This window comes from Terriglobia bacterium, from assembly GCA_020072845.1.
Classification (GTDB): Bacteria; Acidobacteriota; Terriglobia; order Terriglobales; family Acidobacteriaceae; genus JAIQGF01.
The window spans coordinates 49,495-69,239 of the sequence record JAIQGF010000006.1 but is presented as its reverse complement, the minus strand read 5'-3'; the positions used below and the strand labels follow the sequence as shown (position 1 = coordinate 69,239).

The 19,745-nt window shown below is 63.2% G+C and carries 18 protein-coding genes; 16 read left to right on the top strand and 2 right to left on the bottom strand.

The annotated features are described in order from the left end of the window. The first annotated feature begins 79 nt into the window (after positions 1 to 79). The 16 genes from LAN70_05895 (at position 80) to tsaE (ending at position 17,447) form a co-directional block, all read left to right on the top strand. A complete protein-coding gene (locus LAN70_05895) occupies positions 80 to 352 on the top strand; it encodes a DUF4242 domain-containing protein (GenBank protein MBZ5510688.1) in 273 nt (90 codons plus the stop codon). A 534-nt stretch (positions 353 to 886) separates the two neighbouring features. Continuing rightward, positions 887 to 1,099 carry a helix-turn-helix domain-containing protein gene (locus LAN70_05890; protein ID MBZ5510687.1) on the top strand — a complete coding sequence of 71 codons (213 nt, stop codon included), beginning with the start codon at positions 887 to 889 and terminating at the stop codon, positions 1,097 to 1,099. A gap of 11 nt (positions 1,100 to 1,110) precedes the next feature. Next, complete coding sequence (locus tag LAN70_05885; protein ID MBZ5510686.1) at positions 1,111 to 2,169, top strand: pilus assembly protein PilM; 1,059 nt, start codon at positions 1,111 to 1,113, stop codon at positions 2,167 to 2,169. Beyond that, a complete protein-coding gene (locus LAN70_05880; GenBank protein MBZ5510685.1) occupies positions 2,166 to 2,759 on the top strand; it encodes a PilN domain-containing protein in 594 nt (197 codons plus the stop codon). The genes LAN70_05885 and LAN70_05880 overlap by 4 nt, the downstream gene beginning before the upstream one ends. Positions 2,760 to 2,769: 10 nt before the next feature. After that, positions 2,770 to 3,399, top strand: coding sequence for a type 4a pilus biogenesis protein PilO (locus LAN70_05875; protein ID MBZ5510684.1), 630 nt, complete (start codon positions 2,770 to 2,772; stop codon positions 3,397 to 3,399). An 8-nt stretch (positions 3,400 to 3,407) separates the two neighbouring features. Beyond that, a complete protein-coding gene (locus LAN70_05870) occupies positions 3,408 to 4,025 on the top strand; it encodes a hypothetical protein (protein MBZ5510683.1) in 618 nt (205 codons plus the stop codon). 188 nt (positions 4,026 to 4,213) lie between these two features. Further along, positions 4,214 to 6,610 carry a type IV pilus secretin PilQ gene (gene pilQ / locus LAN70_05865; protein ID MBZ5510682.1) on the top strand — a complete coding sequence of 799 codons (2,397 nt, stop codon included), beginning with the start codon at positions 4,214 to 4,216 and terminating at the stop codon, positions 6,608 to 6,610. A 202-nt stretch (positions 6,611 to 6,812) separates the two neighbouring features. Next, on the top strand, positions 6,813 to 7,889 hold the full coding sequence (locus tag LAN70_05860) for a Xaa-Pro peptidase family protein (GenBank protein ID MBZ5510681.1): 1,077 nt from the start codon (positions 6,813 to 6,815) through the stop codon (positions 7,887 to 7,889). A 28-nt stretch (positions 7,890 to 7,917) separates the two neighbouring features. Continuing rightward, positions 7,918 to 8,427 (top strand): acetyl-CoA carboxylase biotin carboxyl carrier protein, encoded by a 510-nt coding sequence (gene accB, locus LAN70_05855; GenBank protein ID MBZ5510680.1) that lies wholly within the window; start codon positions 7,918 to 7,920, stop codon positions 8,425 to 8,427. Between the two features lie 91 nt (positions 8,428 to 8,518). Further along, entirely contained in the window at positions 8,519 to 9,877 is a 1,359-nt protein-coding gene (gene accC / locus LAN70_05850; protein MBZ5510679.1) for an acetyl-CoA carboxylase biotin carboxylase subunit, read from the top strand. Positions 9,878 to 9,893: 16 nt separating this feature from the next. Next, positions 9,894 to 10,562: a thiamine phosphate synthase gene (gene thiE, locus LAN70_05845; protein MBZ5510678.1), complete on the top strand. Its 669-nt coding sequence runs from the start codon at positions 9,894 to 9,896 to the stop codon at positions 10,560 to 10,562. Between the two features lie 321 nt (positions 10,563 to 10,883). Next, positions 10,884 to 12,344 carry an amino acid permease gene (locus LAN70_05840; protein ID MBZ5510677.1) on the top strand — a complete coding sequence of 487 codons (1,461 nt, stop codon included), beginning with the start codon at positions 10,884 to 10,886 and terminating at the stop codon, positions 12,342 to 12,344. A gap of 37 nt (positions 12,345 to 12,381) precedes the next feature. Continuing rightward, positions 12,382 to 13,944: an amino acid permease gene (locus LAN70_05835; protein ID MBZ5510676.1), complete on the top strand. Its 1,563-nt coding sequence runs from the start codon at positions 12,382 to 12,384 to the stop codon at positions 13,942 to 13,944. Between the two features lie 190 nt (positions 13,945 to 14,134). Continuing rightward, positions 14,135 to 15,127, top strand: a complete 993-nt coding sequence (locus LAN70_05830) for a potassium channel protein (GenBank protein ID MBZ5510675.1) — start codon at positions 14,135 to 14,137, stop codon at positions 15,125 to 15,127. 72 nt (positions 15,128 to 15,199) lie between these two features. Then, positions 15,200 to 16,846, top strand: a complete 1,647-nt coding sequence (locus tag LAN70_05825) for an NAD(P)H-hydrate dehydratase (GenBank protein ID MBZ5510674.1) — start codon at positions 15,200 to 15,202, stop codon at positions 16,844 to 16,846. 169 nt (positions 16,847 to 17,015) lie between these two features. Beyond that, positions 17,016 to 17,447 (top strand): tRNA (adenosine(37)-N6)-threonylcarbamoyltransferase complex ATPase subunit type 1 TsaE, encoded by a 432-nt coding sequence (gene tsaE / locus LAN70_05820; GenBank protein MBZ5510673.1) that lies wholly within the window; start codon positions 17,016 to 17,018, stop codon positions 17,445 to 17,447. 82 nt (positions 17,448 to 17,529) lie between these two features. Here tsaE and LAN70_05815 read toward each other — a convergent pair whose 3' ends face one another. Then, the gene (locus tag LAN70_05815) at positions 17,530 to 18,300 is read right to left on the bottom strand and encodes an enoyl-ACP reductase (protein MBZ5510672.1); all 771 of its coding nucleotides are present in this window, start codon (positions 18,298 to 18,300) and stop codon (positions 17,530 to 17,532) included. Between the two features lie 138 nt (positions 18,301 to 18,438). Beyond that, positions 18,439 to 19,695 (bottom strand): MFS transporter, encoded by a 1,257-nt coding sequence (locus LAN70_05810; protein ID MBZ5510671.1) that lies wholly within the window; start codon positions 19,693 to 19,695, stop codon positions 18,439 to 18,441. Positions 19,696 to 19,745: the final 50 nt, after the last annotated feature.

The following is a 19,745-nucleotide window of genomic DNA, read 5'->3' as shown; positions in this document are numbered from 1 at the left end:
GCTTCTTAATCTTGTTGCGTGATTTGACCAGCGGCTCTGCTTCGCCCTAATATCCAAGCCGCAGGAGGGGTGAGCATCCATGCCCAAATACGTCATCGAGCGAGAGATACCCGGGGCCGGCAAGCTGACCCGGGACCAGCTGCATGCCATTTCGCAGAAGTCCTGCGGGGTGCTGCGCAACCTGGGGCCGCAGATCCAATGGGTGGAGAGTTTCGTCACCCCCGACAAGATCTACTGCGTCTATATTGCGCCCGACGAGAATGCCATCCGCGAGCACGCCCGCCAGGGCGGATTTCCTGCCAACCGCATCTCCGAGGTCAAGACCATGATCGATCCGACCACCTCCGAATAAGCGACCACGAGCCGGGGTGTTGGGCGCGCTTCCGGGGGGAATCGGCTGTCGGCTCCCGGGTAAAACCGGCCGCCGCCGAGGACCGACAGCCGATAGCCGCAGGAACCACTATGTCATGCACGGAGGCGGCTACCGCCGGGGCTACTACTCTGGTAACCGGTCGGGCGCCTTTTTCGTACCCTTTGCATTAACACCACCATATGTTGGGTCTATAGGCGAGTATGGCCACAGCATCTGGGCCTTTCCTTTCCGGGAACTGTCCCGGATTTTCCGGCAAACAGGGAAAATAACGGGTCAAAACCAAAGTACATCTTGACACTCACCCGCATAACACTGATATAACGTGCAGCGCTCAAGATTTTCCCCCGAGATAGCCGAGGATATTCCTCGACCCGTTCGGATCACTGCCGCCGCCGGTGCGCATCGGCAGTGGGGTCCTGGTTTGGCGTATTTGCCCGGCGGGGCAGGCGCAACCGAGAGGCTGTCACATCAGTGGAAAGGGCTTAGCGTTTTATGGCCGATTCGCGTGAAGTCATGAATATCCGCCAGGCCTCCCAGTACCTGGGCGTGAGTCCCGACACGCTCTACAAGTACGTCTATGAGGAAAAGATTCCGGCGTTTAAACTGGGCAACCGCTGGCGGTTCAAGAAGTCGAAACTGGACCAGTGGATGGAAGAGAAGAGCACGATGCGGGAGACCCGGGAAAAGAAGAAGCCCAAGGCTGCGCGCATCGCGGCAGGGCAATAGGGGCGGACGCAATGTTTGGATTGGGTGGCAGCAAAACGATCATCGGGCTCGACATCGGCTCCAGCTGCATCAAGGCGGTCGAGCTTAAGCGGTCCCGTGCCGGGATCGAGGTTGCTCATCTCGGAGTCGAGCCGCTGGCCTCCGACGTGGTGGTGGATTCCATGATCATGGATTCGCCCTCCGTTTCCAGCGCCATTACCAAGCTGTTCACCGAGAACGGCATCAAGGTGCGCGCGGTGGCGACCAGCGTCAGCGGTCACTCCGTGATCGTGAAGCCGATCTCGATTCCGACGCGCTCGGAAAGCGAACTGGAAAGCGACATCAAGACCGAGGCAGCCCAGCACATTCCCTTCGACATTGACGTGGTCAACATTGACTACCAGGTGCTGTCGGAGGACCTCAGCGGCCCGCAGATGGACATCATCCTGGTGGCGGTGAAGAAGGACAAGATCCTGAACTACACCAACGTCCTGAACATGGCGGGCAAAACCCCGGCGGTGGTGGACATTGACGCGTTCGCGCTGCAGAACTGCTATGAGTACAACTACGAGCCCGCGCCGGGCACCACGGTGGCGCTGCTCAACATCGGCGCCAGCGTGATGAACATCAACATCGTCAAGGGCAGCAAGCCGCTGTTCACCCGCGACGTCAGCGTGGGCGGGCACCAGTACACCGATTCGCTGCAAAAAGAGCTCGACCTCAGCTTCGACGATGCCGAGTCGCTCAAGCTGGGGCAGAAGGTGGGCACGGTCAGCGAAGACGCCAAGCTTCCCATCCTCCAGCAGGTGACCGAGATCATCGTGCTGGAAATCCAGAAAACTTTCGATTTCTTCCGCGCCACCGCCGCCGGCGAGCATATCGAGCGCATTTACCTGGCCGGCGGTTCGTCCAAGGTGACGGGGCTGATGGAGGCGCTCCGCCAGGAGTTTTCGCTCCCGGTGGAGGTCCTCAATCCGTTCGCCCGCATCAACTACGCGGAGGGCACGCCCGCCGCCGAGTTGATCGGTCAGAATGCGGGACAACTCGCGGTTGCCGTGGGGTTGGCCCTGAGGAGTTTTGACGACCTATGATCCGCATAAACCTGCTGGGCGTCTCCCATCCGAAGAAGGGCAAGCGCGCTGCCATCACCACCGCCGGGGTGGAAGGCGGCGGCCCCAACATGCTGGTGGTGCTGCTGATCATCGTGGCGATCGCCGCCGGCGGGAATTATTACTACTACTGGATGCTGCAGCGCGACGCCGCCAGCCTCAAGGTCAAGATGGAAGAGGCGAGGCGCGAAAACCAGCGTCTCTCCGACATCAAGGCCAAGTACATCGAGCTGGAGAGGCAGAAGGAATTCTACGAGCACCGGGTCAACATCATTCACCAGCTCCAGGCCAACCAGTCCGGTCCCGCCACCCTGCTGACCACGATCAGCGACACCGTTAACAAGTCCGACGCCGTGTGGCTCAACAGCATGAAAGACGACGGGAGCAATATCAACCTGGACGGCGTGGCCCTGAGCGTGGACGCGGTGGCGCAGTTCATGCTGAACCTGAAGGCGACCGGCTACTTCAAGAACGTCGAGATCAAGGAGTCGTTCCAGGATGACGTGGTCAAGGATGTGACCGCGTTCACCTTCACCCTGGTCTGCGAAAAGCAGCCTCAACAGAAGAGTTAGGGCGGCGGATATGGCGAAATTTTCGGAGTTATCGTCGGGTGTTCAGTTGGCCGCGGTGGTGGGCCTGGCCGTGGTGCTCAGCGGTGCGGCGTATTGGTTCGTCTACAAAGACATGGACAACAGCAACCGCGCGCTCCAAGCCCAGCTCAAGGCCAAGCAGGATGAGAACGCGGCCCTGCGTCCGTATGCCGACCGGAAAGCCGACATGGAGCGCAAGCTCGCGACTCTCAAGGACCAACTGGAGCAAATGAAGCGCATTGTTCCGGACGAAAAGGAAGCGCCGCAGTTCATGGAGATGTTGCAGGCGGAGGCGCGCAAGGCCGGGATCGAGGTGCGCCGCTACGCGGCGAAGGCGACCGCGCAGCGTGAGTTTTTCTCCGAAGTTCCCTTCGATATCGAGCTGGATGGTTCGTACTTCTCGCTGCTTCGTTTCTTCGAAAGCGTAGCGCATCTGGACCGCATCATTAACGTCTCCGGGCTGAAGATGGCTACCCTGCGCAAGGCCAGCGAGGCCGGGGTGAAGAAGCAGTACCAGTACGCGCCGACCGAGACGGTGGCGGTGACCTGCGTTGCGACCACTTTCTTCAGCCGTGAAATCTCGCCCGGGACGGCCGCACCGGCCCCGGCCAAGAAGAAGTAGAGGAAGCCATGAAGGCTAGGACGATTGCTCTGTTGTGGGTAATGGCGAGCGGCATGGCCCTGGCGCAAACGGCGCCGCCGAGCCAGAAGGTCGCGCCCAGTTCCAAGCCGGCTGCCGCCAAGCCTGCCAAGACGCAGGCAAAGCCGGCGGCGGCTCCAGCCAGGCCGGCGGCGGCTCCGATGAAGCCCGCGGCGGCTTCGCCCATGGCGCGCAAGCCCGCGAAGGCCCCAGCCAAGGCCAAGGCCAAAGCGGCGGCAGGCGCGGTGAAGAAGGCGGCGACGCCAACCACCACCGCCAAAGCGGCGCCCGCCAAACGCGATCCCTTCATCAGCCCGATCCGGGAGCAGGGCGCAGCCGGGCCCGCTTGCTCCACGGGCAAGAAGTGTCTGGCGATCAACACCATCGTGCTGCGCGGGATCGTCAAGTCGCAGGCCGGCATGATCGCCGTCGTCGAAAGTTCGGTGCGCAGGATCAGCTACTTCCTGCGGGAGAACGATCCCGTGTTCAACGGCTACGTGGTCAAAATCACCGGCGACACGGTGGTCTTCCGCGAGAACGTGATGGACCGCCTGGGCAAGCAGAGCACGCATGACGTTGTGATGAAGGTAGTTGCGCCCGTGGTGTAGCGCGGGCGAAGAAACGGTTTCGGTATGGCGCAGTCGCCGTACCTGAGTTCGGCCGAACCCTGGGAGCAGGAACCGCCATGGTTCACGCCGCAGCCAGTTGCGGCGGTGGCGAAGGGCGGGGGCTAACCTTGAAGCGGCGCGAGCGCCGCACACGCATCAGGCATGTCCTGCGCGTGGGGAGAATCGTGATGAGGCTGAAGCAACTGCTGAGTGTTCTCTTCCTGGTGCTCATTCTGAGCATGATGGCGGCCGCCGCCGGTCCGCAACTGACCAGCGTCCATGTGACGGGCCAGGCGCAGACGTCCACCATTGTCCTCCACGCGAGCGGTGCGTTCACCCACACCGAGTATCGTCCGGTGGACAACATGCTGCTGGTCGACCTCTCGGGTGTGGCGCCCGGGGCTCTGAAGCAGACGAGCAAACCCGTGAACCTGCCGGGCGTCGTTTCCTACCGCGTGCTGGGATACTCCAGCAATGGCGGCGCCGAGGTCACGCGCGTCGAGATTACGCTGCAGTCGGGTTCGGTGGTGAACGTCTCGGAGATCGCGGGCGGGCTCCGGGTGCAAGTGGCGGCCGGCGCCGGCGCCGCGGCATCGCAGCCCCGGCTTGTTCCCGCCGCGTTGAAGACGCCGGAGCCGGCCAAGGCCGCGCCGACGGCGCACCCTGCCGGGCATCCGGTGCTGGTGCGCAACGTGGCCGTTGTGCGCGGACGAGGCGGCATGCAGGTGGAAATTTCCGCCAGCGGTCCGATCACCCCGAAGCTGATGAAACTCACCGGCCCCGACCGCCTCGTGGTGGACCTGCCGAACGCGATTCCCGCAGGCCATCCGCGCCCGATCATGTCCAACGGCGGCGATATCAAGTCGGTGCGCATGGGACGCTTCCAACTGGACCCGCCGGTCACGCGCGTGGTCGTCGACCTGGCAGCCGCGCGTGATGGCGAGATCGTCACTGCCGGCAACAAACTGGTTCTCAAGCTGCGTGCCGAGCGCGCGGCCGCAGCGCCCAGCGCACCGCCCGCGGTGGAGATGCCGAAGCCGGTGGCGGCGGCCGTGGTACCGGCTGCCGTGAAGACGCCGGAACCGCCGAAGCCGCAGGTCGCTGCCGACATCGTGGCGGTGGAGCCGAAATTCGTAACCCGGCCGGCCGAGCCTGCGCCGGACCCGAAAGCCGTCGCCGTGAGCGCCGCGCAGGTGATGGCGAAGAGCGCGCCGGCGCGCTCCGATCCCAGCCTGTTGCCCGTTCCCAGCGCTTCGCTGGGTGCACCCGCCGCCAACCTGGCGGCGCAACAGCAGCAGCAGATGCAGCGCGCCGCGCAAACGCCCGCCCCCGCCGGGCAGCGCTATACCGGCGAGCCCATCTCGGTCAATCTGAAGGATGTTGACCTGAAAGATTTCTTCCGCCTGGTGCACGAGATCAGCGGCCTCAATATCGTGCTGGATCCCAACGTCAAGGGCAGCCTGACGCTGGTGCTGGATGACGTACCGTGGGACCAGGCGCTCGACATCGTTCTGCAGAACAACGGACTCGACCGCCGGCTCGAAGGCAACGTGCTGCGCATCGCAACCCGCGAAACCTTTACCCACGAAGCCGAAGCGCGACGCGCCCAGGCCGAAGCGCTGGCCCTGGCCGTGGACAAGGTCCAGGTCACACACTTCCTCAGCTATGCTCAAGCTGTCAACGTCATGCCGATCGTAAAGAAGTTCCTGTCGCAGCGCGGCGATGTGATTGCCGATCCGCGCACCAATGCCCTGATCATCACCGACATTCCGAGCACGCTTCCTGAAATCCAACGCCTGCTCGGACAACTGGACCGCAAGACCCAGGAAGTCGAAATCGAAGCGCGGGTGGTTTCCGCCACGCGCAACTTCGCGCGCGACATCGGCGTGCAGCTCGGGTTTGGCTGGGGCAACACCCCAACTGCTGTCGGCGGTGCGGGTGTGGTCGGGACCAGCCCGCTGTTGGTCGGCATTGCCAATCCGACGTATTTCACCACTGCCAACGCCATTCCGCTGTTCTCAAACCTGGGAGCAGTCGGAGCGACCTCGGGGATCAGCTTCTCCAATGCGACCCAGAACTACCGCGTGGACGCGATCCTCACCATGGCCGAAAGCCGCGGCCTGCTGAAGATCCTGTCGCGGCCGCGCGTGGTGACCCAGAACAACATTGGGGCGACGGTCAAGCAGGGTGTCAAGCTCCCGGTGGTGACCGCCGCGCAATTGGGCGGCCCTCCCACCACCACCTACATCGACGCCGAACTGCGTTTGCAGGTGACGCCGCAGATTACGGTGGAGAACACCATCTTCCTGAACGTGGACGTGGAGAATACCGCGCCTGACTTCAGCCGCCAGGTCTCCGGCAACCCGACCCTGCTGACGCAGCAGGCCACCACCCAGGTGCTGGTCACCGACGGCGGCACCGTGGTCATTGGCGGCGTCATCCAGACCACCAACTCGGTCTCGGTGTTCCAGGTTCCGCTGCTGGGCGACATTCCGATCCTGGGCAACCTGTTCAAGCGCCGCAGCGTTTCCACGACGACGCAGGAGTTGATCTTCTTCATCACTCCCAAGATCGTGCAGACATAGTCGGCAACCAATCACCTAACCAAAAGCCCCCGGCAGGTTCGGGGGCTTTGCTTTTGTGGTGGACGGCTGTCGGTTTTCGGTTCTCGGTGCGGCTTGCCAGCGAGCAACCGCCTTCAACCGATAACCGACAACCGATAACCGACAACCGATAACCGACAACCGATAACCGACAACCGACAACCACTCTGTTACTCTTCTCGCGATGGATTACGCGCGCCGGCAATCCGCCATGCAAGCCCAAGTCGAGAAGCTCCACCTCGATGCGCTGCTGGTGACGCATCTCCCCAACATCCGCTACCTGTGCGGGTTTACCGGCAGCGCGGGAGTGCTGTCGCTGGGCCTGGGGCGGGCGGCATTTTTCACCGACGGGCGCTACACCGCGCAGGCGCGCGAGCAAGTTGCCGGCGCGCGCGTGGTCATTTGCCATGGATCGCCGCTGCTGGCGGCGGCGCAGTTTGCCCGGAAGAGCAGGCTGCGGAGCATGGGCATTGAAGCCGCGCACATGACCGTCGCGTCCCGCGCTGCGCTCCACCGCGCCCTCGGCGGCCAAGCTCGGCTGCGCGACGTCGGGCCGGTGGTGGAAGAGCTGCGGATGATCAAGGACGCCGGCGAGATCGCGCTGATTCGGGAGGCGGTCAACCTCGGCGCCAGGCTGCTGGACGCCGCGCTGCCGGTGATTCGAACTGGCGTCACGGAAGCGGAGGTGGCGGCGGAATTGGAGTATGCCGCGCGGCGCGCTGGAGCAGAAGCCATGTCGTTCGAAACCATCGTGGCCGCCGGGCCGCGCTCGGCCATGCCGCACGGCGTCGCCTCGGCCGCTCTCATCCCGCGACGCGGGTTCGTCATCCTCGACTTCGGTGTTATACTCCACGGTTATTGTTCGGACATGACCCGCACTGTGCACGTCGGCAAGATTTCCGCCGGCGACCGCAGCATGTACAACGCAGTGCGTGAGGCGCAGCAAGCGGCGGTGGATGCGGTGCGCGCCGGAGCCGCCTGCGGCCAGGTGGACCGCGCCGCCCGTAACGCGCTGCGTCGCGCCGGGGTGGCGCGGTATTTCACGCATTCCACCGGCCACGGCGTGGGCTTGGAGATCCATGAACCGCCGCGGCTTGGCCGAGGCCAGGCGGAACTGCTTCGCCCCGGCATGGTGGTCACCGTCGAGCCCGGTGTTTACCTTCCCGGCCGAGGCGGCGTTCGCATCGAGGACATGCTCCTGGTCACCGGCGGTGCTTGCGAGGTTCTCACGCCGGCCCCGAAAGACTTGATCGAGCTGTGAAGCCGGGACCCCGATAACTCGACACCCCATGAATCAAAAGGAACTCAAGGAACTCATCGAATTCCTCATCGAGAAGGACATCGCTGAGTTTGAACTCGAGCGTGGCGACGTCAAGGTGCGCATCAAACGCGCCGGCGCCGATTCCCCGGCGGCGGCCGAGCCGCGCTATTTCGCGGTTCCGCAGGCGCCTCCCGCCCCGGCGTTCACGCCGCCTGCCGTCGCGGTCGCGCACCCCGCTCCGGCTTCGCCCACGGCTGCTCCTCCGGCAGGGACCGTGGAAAGCGAGGAAGAAGCCGGGCTGCACGTCATCCGCTCGCCCATCGTGGGCACATTCTACGAGGCGCCGTCGCCGGGCGCGCCGCCCTTCGTCAAGGTGGGCGACAACGTCGGCGTCGGCCAGGTCCTGTGCATTATCGAAGCCATGAAGCTGATGAACGAGATCGAATCCGACTACGCCGGCGAGCTGGTGAAGACCTACGTCACCAACGCGCAGCCGGTGGAGTACGGCCAGCCGCTGTTTGCTATCCGGACGAAATGACCGTCTGTCGGTCCATCGGTCCATCGGTCTGTCATCACCTCCTTCCGCCGACCGACCGGTCGACCGACCGACCGATAGACCAAGTGAAACCGTGTTCAATAAAGTTCTGATCGCCAACCGCGGGGAGATCGCACTCCGCGTCATCTGCGCCTGCAAGGAACTGGGCATCCGCACCGTCGCCATTTACAGCGACGTGGATCGCAACTCGCTGCACGTGCGTTTCGCCGATGAAGCCATCTGCATCGGCCCGCCGCGCCTGAGCGAAAGCTACCTCAACATCCCCTCCGTCATCAGCGCCGCCGAGATTGCCAACGTGGACGCCATCCACCCCGGCTACGGCCTGCTCAGCGAGAACGCCAACTTCGCCGAAGTGTGCGAGACCTGCGGCATCAAGTTCATCGGGCCGCCGCCGGATGTCACGCGCCTGATGGGGGAAAAGGAAAAGGCGCGGCAGGCCATGAAGCAAGCCGGCGTGCCCATCCTCCCCGGCTCCGAAGGCGTGGTGCAGTCGGCGGGGGAAGCGGCCGAGTGGGCGCGCCAGGTGGGGTTCCCGGTGATCGTGAAAGCGTCGGCCGGCGGCGGCGGACGCGGCATGAGGGTCATCCGCAGCGAGCAGGAACTTCCCAACCTGTTTCAGGCGGCGCAATCGGAAGCGGCGGCGGCCTTCGGCAACGGCGACCTCTACATGGAAAGGTTCATCGAACAGCCGCGCCACATCGAGTTCCAGGTGCTGGGCGATCAGTACGGCAAGGTGGTCACGCTCGGCGAGCGCGAGTGCTCCATCCAGCGCCGCCACCAGAAGCTGCTGGAGGAATCGCCCTCGGTTGCGCTCACCCCCGAACTCCGTGCCCGCATGGGGAAGATGGTGGCCGAAACCCTGGCCGTCATCGGCTACGTGAATGCCGGCACCGTTGAGTTCCTCATGGACGAGGACGGCAGCCTGTATTTCATCGAAATGAACACCCGCATCCAGGTGGAACATCCGGTGACGGAGATGGTCACCGATGTGGATTTGGTCAAGAGCCAGATCCGGCTGGCGATGGGAGAGCCGCTGGAGAAAGTCTTGCAAGGGCCGGTGGTCACCCGCGGCCACGCCATTGAGTGCCGCATCAATGCCGAGCATCCGGAGAAGTTCACACCGTCGGCGGGAACGATCACGACCTTTCATCCGCCGGGCGGGACCGGCGTGCGGGTTGACACCGCCGCTTACACCGAAGCGGTGGTGCCGCCCTACTATGATTCGCTGATCGCCAAGTTGATCGTGCGCGGCAAGGACCGCGACGAGGCCATCTCGCGGATGTCGCGGGCGCTGGAAATGTTCATCATCGAGGGCATCCACACCTCGATTCCCTTGCAGCGCCGCATCCTCGCCCATCCCGACTTCCGCGCCGGCCGCACCGATACCAAGTTCATGGAGCGCTTGCTGAACGCGGCCAAGGCCGCTGTCTAGCAGCACGGACTGCGAAATGGCCATCGAACATCGACCAGAACCTGTCGCGAGCGTAGTCGAGGGAGCCATCGACCTCCCCCGCCTGTACGCGATCGTGGATGCGTCTTGTTTTCCGGACGACCGCGCTTTGTTTCAATTCGCGGAGGAGTTACTCTCCGCGGGCGCGACCCTTCTGCAATACCGGAATAAAGTCGGCAGCGCGCGCCAGATGCTTTCCCATGCCCGCGAATTGCGTCGGATTGCCGGCGACCGCGCGCGGCTGATCATGAACGACCGCGCCGACCTCTGCCTCGCCGCCGGCTTCGACGGCGTCCACCTGGGCCAGGACGATCTCCCGCCGGAAGCCGTACGGCGCATCGTCGGAAAGCCGCTCTGGATGGGCGTTTCCACGCATAATCCTGAACAGCTCCGGCGCGCCGATCAGAGCGACGCCGACTATCTCGCCATCGGTCCGGTGTTCGCCACCGGCAGCAAGGCGAAGCCCGATCCCGTGGTCGGACTCGAGGGCGTGCGCGCCGCCCGCGCCCTCACCCGCAAGCCGCTGGTCGCGATCGGGGGCATCACGCGCTCCAATGCACGCTCGGTGATCGAAGCCGGCGCTGACGCGGTCGCCGTCATCTCCGACCTGCTAGACGATCCGCGGCGCGCGGTCGAGGAATTTGATCGCTGTCTCGCAGGTGCCTAAAGAAGTACACCCCAACCTGCAACCGAAACTCGATCGTTGATACCCGGCGCTTCGATGTATTATTCCGCAATCTTTCACGATTACGATCCGGAAGAGCCCGTGCGTAAACCAGGTTGGGCAGAAGCGCCCTAGAACCAGCGTCAATAGGCATTTTGGCGGCTTCTCGCAATTTGCAGAACGCCGCGGATCAGGTGTAAATTCTTGCGCAGTTTGCGCCCAAGGAGCTTCGTGAGCACTCATCCCGCGAGCCGCCCCTCCGCTCCCGCCCAGGACCAGGAACTCGTCAAGGGACTCGGCCTGACCAGCGCCACCACCCTGGTGATGGGCTCGATGATCGGCTCGGGAATTTTTATCGTTTCCGCCGACATCGCCCGCCTGGTGAATTCGCCCGCGCTGCTGATCGCCGCCTGGGCCGTAACCGGATTCATGACCATTGTCGGCGCTCTCTGCTACGGCGAACTGGCGGCGATGATGCCCAAGGCCGGCGGCCAGTATGTGTTTTTGCGCGACTCCCTGGGACCGCTGTGGGGCTTCCTGTACGGGTGGACGTTTTTCCTGGTCATCCAGTGCGGCACGATCGCCGCGGTAGGCGTGGCGTTTGGAAAATTTCTCGGCGTATTTTTTCCCTCGGTCTCTTCCACCCATTGGGTCCTCCACTTCTGGAAAGCGCCGCCGATTCACATCGGCCCCATGGTGCTGGGCAACATGGACGTCGGCCTGAACACCGCCAATCTGGCTGGCATCATCATCATCGTGCTGCTCTCCATCGTGAACGTGTACGGCGTGCGTACCGGCGCCATGGTGCAGAACGTATTCACCTTCGCCAAGGCCGCGGCGCTGATCGGACTCGTCATCGCCGGAATAGTGGTCGGGCGCAACGCCGTCGCCGAAACCGCCAATTTCGGCGCTGCGTTCTGGCGTCACATGAGCTGGGGCGCGCGTTTCCCGGTGGAAGTCGGCGTCGGCGGCCCGATCGCGATGGTCAGCTTGCTGACCATACTCGCCGTGGCGCAGGTCGGATCGCTGTTCGCGGCCGACGCGTGGAACAACGTCACCTTCACCGCCGCCGAGGTCAAGAATCCCAGCCGCAACCTGCCCTTGTCCCTGGCGATGGGCACCGGCTTCGTGATCCTGCTCTACATTGCGGCGAACTTTGCCTACCTGTCGGTGCTGCCGTTGCAGGGCGAGCCGCAGGGCGCCACGGTGATTGCGCGCGGCATCCAGTATGCCGCTGAAGACCGCGTCGGGACGGCCATGATGCAGGGCGTGTACGCCCAGTTTGGCGCCCTGCTGATGGCGGCGGCGATCCTGGTTTCCACGTTCGGCTGCAACAACGGGCTCATCCTGGCCGGCGCGCGCGTGTATTACGCCATGGCCAAGGATGGCTTGTTTTTCCGCAGCGTCGCCCGCCTGCATCCCAAGTACAAGACGCCGGCGGTCTCGCTGATGGTGCAGATGGTCTGGTGCTCCATCCTCTGCCTTTCGGGAACCTACGGGCAGTTGCTGGATTACATCATCTTTGCCGTGCTGGTGTTTTACATCCTGACCATTCTCGGACTCTTTGTCCTGCGGGTGAAGCAGCCCAACGCGCCCCGGCCGTATCGCGCCATCGGCTACCCGGTCTTGCCGGCCATTTACATCTTGCTGGCGCTCTTTATTGATATAGTGCTGCTGCGTTACAAGCCCCAGTACACCTGGCCGGGCTTGATCATCGTTCTGGTGGGGATTCCGGTGTTTTACCTCTGGCGGCGCTCCGCCGGCGGCGCGCCCGTCACGGAATAAGCGACGACGTTTCCTTAGAAGGAGATCGTAGAACCGCATGTCTGACCTGCTGGCAACCAAACCTCTCGACACCATCCTGTCCGAGGCAGCGGAAACGGGTGAGCACGCCCTGAAACGCGCGCTCGGCCCGGTGAACCTGATCACCCTCGGCATCGGCGCCATCATCGGCGCGGGAATTTTCGTCCTCACCGGCGCCGCCGCCGCGCAGTATGCCGGCCCGGCGATCGTCCTGTCGTTCATCCTGGCGGGAATCGCGTGCGCCTTCGCCGGACTGTGCTATTCGGAATTCGCCTCCTTAATTCCGATCGCCGGTTCCGCGTACACCTACGGTTACGCCACGCTGGGCGAAATTTTTGCCTGGATCATCGGCTGGGACCTGATCCTGGAATACGCTTTCGGCGCGGCCACGGTGGCTTCCGGCTGGAGCGGCTACGTCAACAGCCTGCTGCAGGATTGGGGCATCCACATCCCGCCGTCGCTGACGGCCACGCCGGGCACGGAATTGGTGCTGTACCACGGCCGCTGGGAGCGGCTGGCGACCATCCAGGGCACGCTGGATAAAGTGGGCGTCGCGCCCGGTTCCTTGCCGCATATCACCGGGACATTCAACCTGGTGGCGTTCGTCGCCATCTGCCTGGTAACGGTGATCCTGGTGATTGGCATCCAGGAATCGGCGAATTTCAACTCCGCGGTCGTGATCATCAAGGTTTCGATCGTGCTGGTGTTCATCGGCATCGCGGCTGCGTTCGTGACGAAGAACCCGTCGCTGGCTACCACGAACTGGCATCCGTTCATTCCTCCCAACACAGGGCAATTCGGGCACTACGGCTGGTCGGGGGTGGCGCGCGGCGCCGCCGTGATCTTCTTCGCCTACATTGGCTTTGACGCCGTCTCCACCGCCGCACAGGAGGCCAAGCAACCGAAGCGCGATATGCCCATCGGCATTCTCGGCTCGCTGGTGATCTGCACCATCCTCTACATCCTGGTTTCCGGGCTGCTGACGGGCGTGGTTTCCTACAAGGCGCTCAACGTTCCGGATCCGGTGGCGGTGGGCATCGATGCCACCGGCGTGCGCTGGGGATCGCTGCTGGTGAAGCTGGGCGCCATCGCGGGCCTCGGCTCGGTGATGCTGGTGATGTTGCTCGGCCAGTCGCGCGTGTTCTTCTCCATGTCGCGCGACGGGCTGCTGCCACAGTGGGCGGGCCGCGTGCACCCGCGCTTCCGCACGCCCTACATCTCGTCCATCACGGTGGGAATCTTCGTCGCCATTTTTGCCTCGCTGATTCCCATCGGGATTCTCGGAGAGCTGGTTTCCATCGGCACCCTGCTGGCGTTTGTGATCGTTTGCGCCGGTGTGTGGGTGATGCGCCGCAAACGGCCCGAGATCCATCGGCCATTCAAGACGCCGTGGGTACCGTTCACGCCGATCATGGGAATTCTCGTTTCCGGCCTGATGATGGTCAGCCTGCCCGGGGACACCTGGCTGCGGCTGGTGATCTGGCTGGTCATCGGCATGGCGGTGTATTTCTTTTACGGCCGCTACCACAGCAAGGTGCAGATGGCTCGGAACGAATCCAGGGGAACGGCGATGGCCGACTAACTTCTTTCACCCGTTGGGTGCAACCGGCCCCTTGTGCCAACGAGGGGCTGTTGTTGATTGCCGAATTGCCGAATTGAAAATTGCCGAATTGCCGAAAACCCGGAATTCCGCAATTCGGCAGTTCGGCAATTCCGCACTTTGTTTTACACTCATCCCGAATTTCCTGGAGCCTGCAGCCCGGAGCCTGCTTTTGAAAGCTATTCGCAATCTCAAGCTTGTTGCGATCGCGCTGCTCGTGCTCTTCGCCCTGGGCACCGCCGGCTTCCACCTGGTCGAGGGCTGGTCCTGGTTCGACAGCTTCTACATGGTGCTGATCACGGTCACCACCATCGGCTACACCGAAGTGCACACGCTGTCGCAACCGGGCCGCATCTTTAACGTGTTCGTCATCATCGCCGGCGTCGGCCTGGTTTTCCTGGCGATCGGGGTCGTAGCCCAGGCTTTGCTAGAATTCGAGCTCACTCAATTCTTTGGAAGGCGGCGCATGGAACGCGAGATCGAGCGCCTGAGCGGTCACTTCATTATCTGCGGCGCCGGACGCGTGGGGCGCAGCACCGCGCGCGAATTGGCGCTCAAGCCGGTGCCGTTCGTCATCATCGAAAATGCCGCCGTCAAGATGGAACCGCTGCCGCCGGAGTGGCTGGCCATCCGGGGCGACGCCACCCAGGAGCCGACGCTGCGCCAGGCGCACATTGAGCGCGCCCGCGGCCTGGTGGCCGCCACCACCACCGACGCCACCAACATCTACATCGTGCTCACCGCACGCGGGCTGAACCCCAAGCTCAAGATCATTGCCCGCGCCAGCGAGGAAGACGCGGAGAAGCACCTCAAGACCGCAGGCGCCGATTCCGTGATCTCGCCGTATCACTTCGCCGGGCACAGGATTGCGCAGTCGTTCCTGCGGCCGCACGTGCTCGATTTCATCGATTCCGCCACGGTGCGGCTGGGCGTTGACCTGGAAATCGCCGAAGTCGAGGTGGCTGCGGGATCGCGCTATGTCGGACAGACGTTCCGCACCTCGAAGATGCGCCACGATACCGGCATCATCGTGCTCGCCATCAAGCGCGAGGGCGCCATGCGCTTCAATCCCGAGCCCGACGACCAGATCGCGGCCGGCGATACCCTGATTGCCATGGGCGAGGCCGCGGGCATGCGTAAGCTGGAGGAGGCCGCGCAAAGATAGTTTCAGTTTCAGTTTCGGTTTCAGCAAGGAACAAAAGACGCGACCGAAACTGAAACTGAAACTCAAACTCTCATGAAGATCACCACCGCTGAAGAGATGCGCCAGATCGACCGCGTGACCGGCGAGCGCCACGGCGTGCCGTCGCTCACCCTGATGGAAAACGCGGGCACGCACGTCTCCGACTACGTGCTGCGGCGCTACCCGCGCGCGCAACGAATCTGCGTGGTCTGCGGAAAAGGGAACAACGGCGGCGATGGTTTCGTGGCCGCGCGCAAGCTGCATGAAGCGGGGAAGAAGGTCGACGTCCTGCTGCTGGGCGATCCGGCGGAGGTCAAGGGCGATGCGGCGGCGATGCTGGCGAAATTGCCCCTCGCGCCGCTCGTCATCCGAAGCGAAGAGGAATTGAAGGACGGTGGAGCGCGCTCGCCCTTGACCGCAATGGACGCTAGAGCGCGCTCGCCCTCGAGCGCGATGAAGGAAGCTGATCTGATCCTCGACGCCATCCTCGGTACCGGTTTCAAACCTCCGGTCACGGGCCTCTTCGCAGCCGCCATTGAGCTGATCAATGCGTTGCCCGTCCCAGCGTTTGCGGTGGACATTCCTTCCGGCGCCAGCGCCGATGCGTTTGCTCCCGAGCCGCACCTGCGCTGCCGTGCCGACGCGATCGTCACCTTCACCGCGCCGCGTCCGGCGCATGTCTTCGCCGATCTTACCCGCGGCGAAATTGTGGTAGGCCAGATCGGCTCACCTCCGGAGGCAATTCAGTCGCAACTCAACCTCGATGTGATTGCGTGGCCTGACATCAAGTCCTGCTTCGCGCCGCGCGCACCTGACGCGAACAAAGGCAACTTCGGGCACGTGCTCACCATCGGCGGTTCGCTGGGAAAATCCGGCGCGGCTGCCATGGCAGGAATGGCGGCACTGCGCGCCGGCGCCGGACTGTCCACGGTGGCGACACCGCGCTGCGTGCTGCCGATGGTCGCCGGATTTGCCGCCGAACTCATGACCGAACCGCTGGCGGAAACCGAGGCGGGCACCATCTCGCTCGCCGCCATCGAATATGGGCGGTTGGATGCAATCGTCGCCGGCAAAACCGTGCTCGCACTTGGGCCGGGCATTTCGCGCCACCCCGACACGGTGCAGTTCATCCGCGCTATTGTTGGCACGTACCCGCAGCCGCTGGTGATCGATGCCGATGGGTTAAACGCATTTGCGGGCTTGACCGAGCGGCTGGAGGGAAGCACGCGTCCCTTGGTCGTGACCCCGCATCCCGGCGAAATGGCGCGCCTGGCGGGCATTTCGACGAAACAGGTACAGCAGGACCGCATCGGCGTCGCGCGTAGTTTCGCCCGCGATCACCACTGTATTGTCGTGCTCAAGGGACATCGCACGCTGGTCGCCGAACCCGATGGTCACGTGTGGGTCAACATGACCGGCAATCCCGGCATGGCCACCGGCGGCACCGGCGACGTGCTCACCGGCCTGATTGCGGGCATGATCGCGCAATTTCCCAACGATCTGGTCCAGGCGGTGTGCGCGGCAGTGTGGCTCCACGGGTATGCAGGGGATCGGGCGGCGACGTTGGGCGAGCAATACATGGCCGCTACCGATTTGCTTTTCCATTGCTGGATAGATTCGACAGCGAGGCGGAAGTTTGCCAAAGATCCGTTCGTCAGCATCCACGACATCGGCAATATTCGCCGAAGCCTGGAATATTGAACGCTGCGAAATGCTCCACGCAGGCACGGAGCCGTTGGAAATTGGTAATTTGCAATTTGTAATTTGTAATTTGCAGTGACGAGAAAACGATTTTTGCTTTTCAAATTGCAAATTGCAAATTCTGCTCGGTGTCTCCGTGCCTCCGTGGTTATTCGCTACACTAGCCACGATGGCCACCGGCGAATTCACTACCCACTCGACCGAAGAGACAATCCAGTTGGGGCGGCAGCTCGCGCGCGAGTTGAAGCCGCCGCAGGTCGTCGTGCTGCGCGGCGACCTGGGCTCGGGCAAGACCACGCTGGTGAAGGGAATTGCCGAAGGATTCCAGGCGGCGGCGCAGGAGGACGTCACCAGCCCGACGTTTACTTTGATCCACGAATACCGCGGCCCGGCCATCAACGTCTTTCACATTGATCTCTACCGCATTGACACCGAGCGCGAGCTGGAGACGCTGGGGATTGATGACCTGTATGGCAATTCCAACATCCTGCTGATCGAGTGGGGCGACAAATTTCCGCGCTTCGAACGCGAGCGGCATGTCGAAATTCGCTTCAAGCGCTTGGGCGAAAACGAAAGGCGAATCAGGGTCAGCGGGCTGTGAGAAGGATAGTCGGGTAATCGGCCAAAGGAAAAGCAGCGGGACAAATTACTTTTCCCGATTACGCAATTACCCGATTACCCGATCAAAACCCCATGATGTTGTAGCCGCAGTCCACGTACAGCACTTCGCCGGTCACGCCGGTGGAGAGGTCGGAGGCAAGATAGAGCGCCGTCTTGCCCACTTCTTCCGCTTCCACATTGCGCCCGAGCGGGGCGCGTTCGACATGGCCCTTGAGCATGTCGCCGAAGCCGGCAATGCCGCGCGCGGCCAGCGTCTTGATCGGCCCGGCGGAGATGGCGTTCACCCGCACCTTCTGTTTTCCGAGATCGGCGGCGAGGTAGCGGACGGTGGCTTCCAGCGCGGCTTTCGCCACTCCCATGACGTTGTAATTGGGGACGACTTTTTCCGCGCCGTAATAGGTAAGGGTCATGATGCTGCCGCCCTCGGTCATCAGCGGGGCGGCGCCGCGGGCGAGCGCGATCAGTGAGTAGACGCTGACGTCGTGCGCGATGCGGAAGCCCTCGCGCGAGGTCTCGACGAACGGCCGGCTGAGCTCGGCGGCGGGCGCGAAAGCAATGCTGTGCACCAGCACGTCAAGCTTGCCGTAGCGTTCTTTCAGTTGCTCGAACAGGCGCTGCACTTCGGCATCGTTGGAGACGTCGCACTGGAAGCCCTCGGTGCCGGGCAGGGAGTCGACCAGGTCCTTGGCCTCCAGCGCCAGCCGCTCGTTCTGGTAGGTGAGGGCCAGGCGCGCACCCGCCCCGTGCAACTGCTGCGCGATTGCCCAGGCGATGCTGCGCTTGTTGGCGACTCCGAAGACAACCGCGGTGCGTCCTTCAAGTAGAGCTTTCATAGAACCGTCGATGGTCGTTGGTCGATGGCCGGCTGATCGTCAGCAGGAATTGCCAACGACTAACGACCAACGACTAACGACGCTGTAGCCTGAAACCGATGAGAATAACAGGTGAGTACATCGGCGGTCGATGGCAGGCTATTCCGCGGCAGCAGCGGCGACAGATTCGGTTTCGTTGCTGACCGCCGGCGCCGGCCAGACGGAGCTGATGAACGCCAGCGCGTACACGATCCCGAGCAAAAAGAATGCTGCGGTCAGCGACACTCGCTGCGCAATCATTCCGGCGGAGAAGGCGAGAGCGACCTGCAGCCCGGTGCCCGCGAAATAAAACGTATTCTGCACCCGTCCCATGAAGTGTTTGGGAACCAGATGCATCATGCTGCTGGAGATGGCAATGCCGCCGACGCCACGCGCCGAACCCATGGTCATGAAGATGAGAACCGTAATGGCAAGCAGGCGCGAAAACGGAATGGCGGCCATGCCGATCATGAGCGTGGCCATGGCGATCTGCAGTGCGCGCCGCGGTCCGAAGCCGCGGATCAATACAGGCACGTAGAGCGCGCTCAGGAATGCCCCCATGCCCCACCCGCCGTAGATCCATCCGAACCCGATGGCGCCGGCGTGCAGGATGCGGTCGCTCAGCGGCGCCATGACGACTACGGACGACATCATCGCTCCCAGGTACAACGACCAGCTATACCCCAGCAGCCGCACGTCGCGCCGAGGCCGCAAGTAGCGAATGCCCGCGCGCATTTCGTGCAGGTAACGCGCCAGCGGTCCTTCGGCGTCCGGTGGCGCCGCATCAGCCGGGCGGACCACATGCCGTCCCTTGCGCACCGCGAGATAGCACGCCAGGGAAACGGCGTAGGTGCAAACGTCAATCAGCAGCACGCCGCCAAGGTGGATGTGGTTGTACACGAAGCCGACCACCGCGCCGGAGAGCAAGAATCCGCCCTGGATTCCGGCCATCAGGAAGGTGTTCGAATGGATGTAGTGCTCCGGCGGCGTCAGCTCCTGGATGAGCGCATTGATGGTCGGCCAGAACATCCAGAAACCGAGCTGGACCAGCGTGTTCATCAGGTACAGGTGCCAGACCTGCACCCGGCCCGCGAGCGCCAGGACCGCTACCGTGAGGATGATCAGGGCACGCGCGGCGTCCAGCAGCATGACCAGGTGCCGGCGGTCTTCCCGGTCGATGATGACGCCGCTGAAAGGAAGCATCAGCATCGAGGGGATGGTTTGCAGGACCACGAGCATTCCCAGCGCCACCTCGGAGTGCGTCGCCTGCAGCACGAACCACATCACCGCGGCGGAATTCATCCCGCTGCCCATCATGGAAATGACATTGGCGGTAAAAACGAGGCGCAGCGGCCGGATTCGGAGGATGGAGCGCATCGGAGAAGAAGCTTGAGCTTAGCGCAGAACGCGGCAGGCGGCCATCAGTT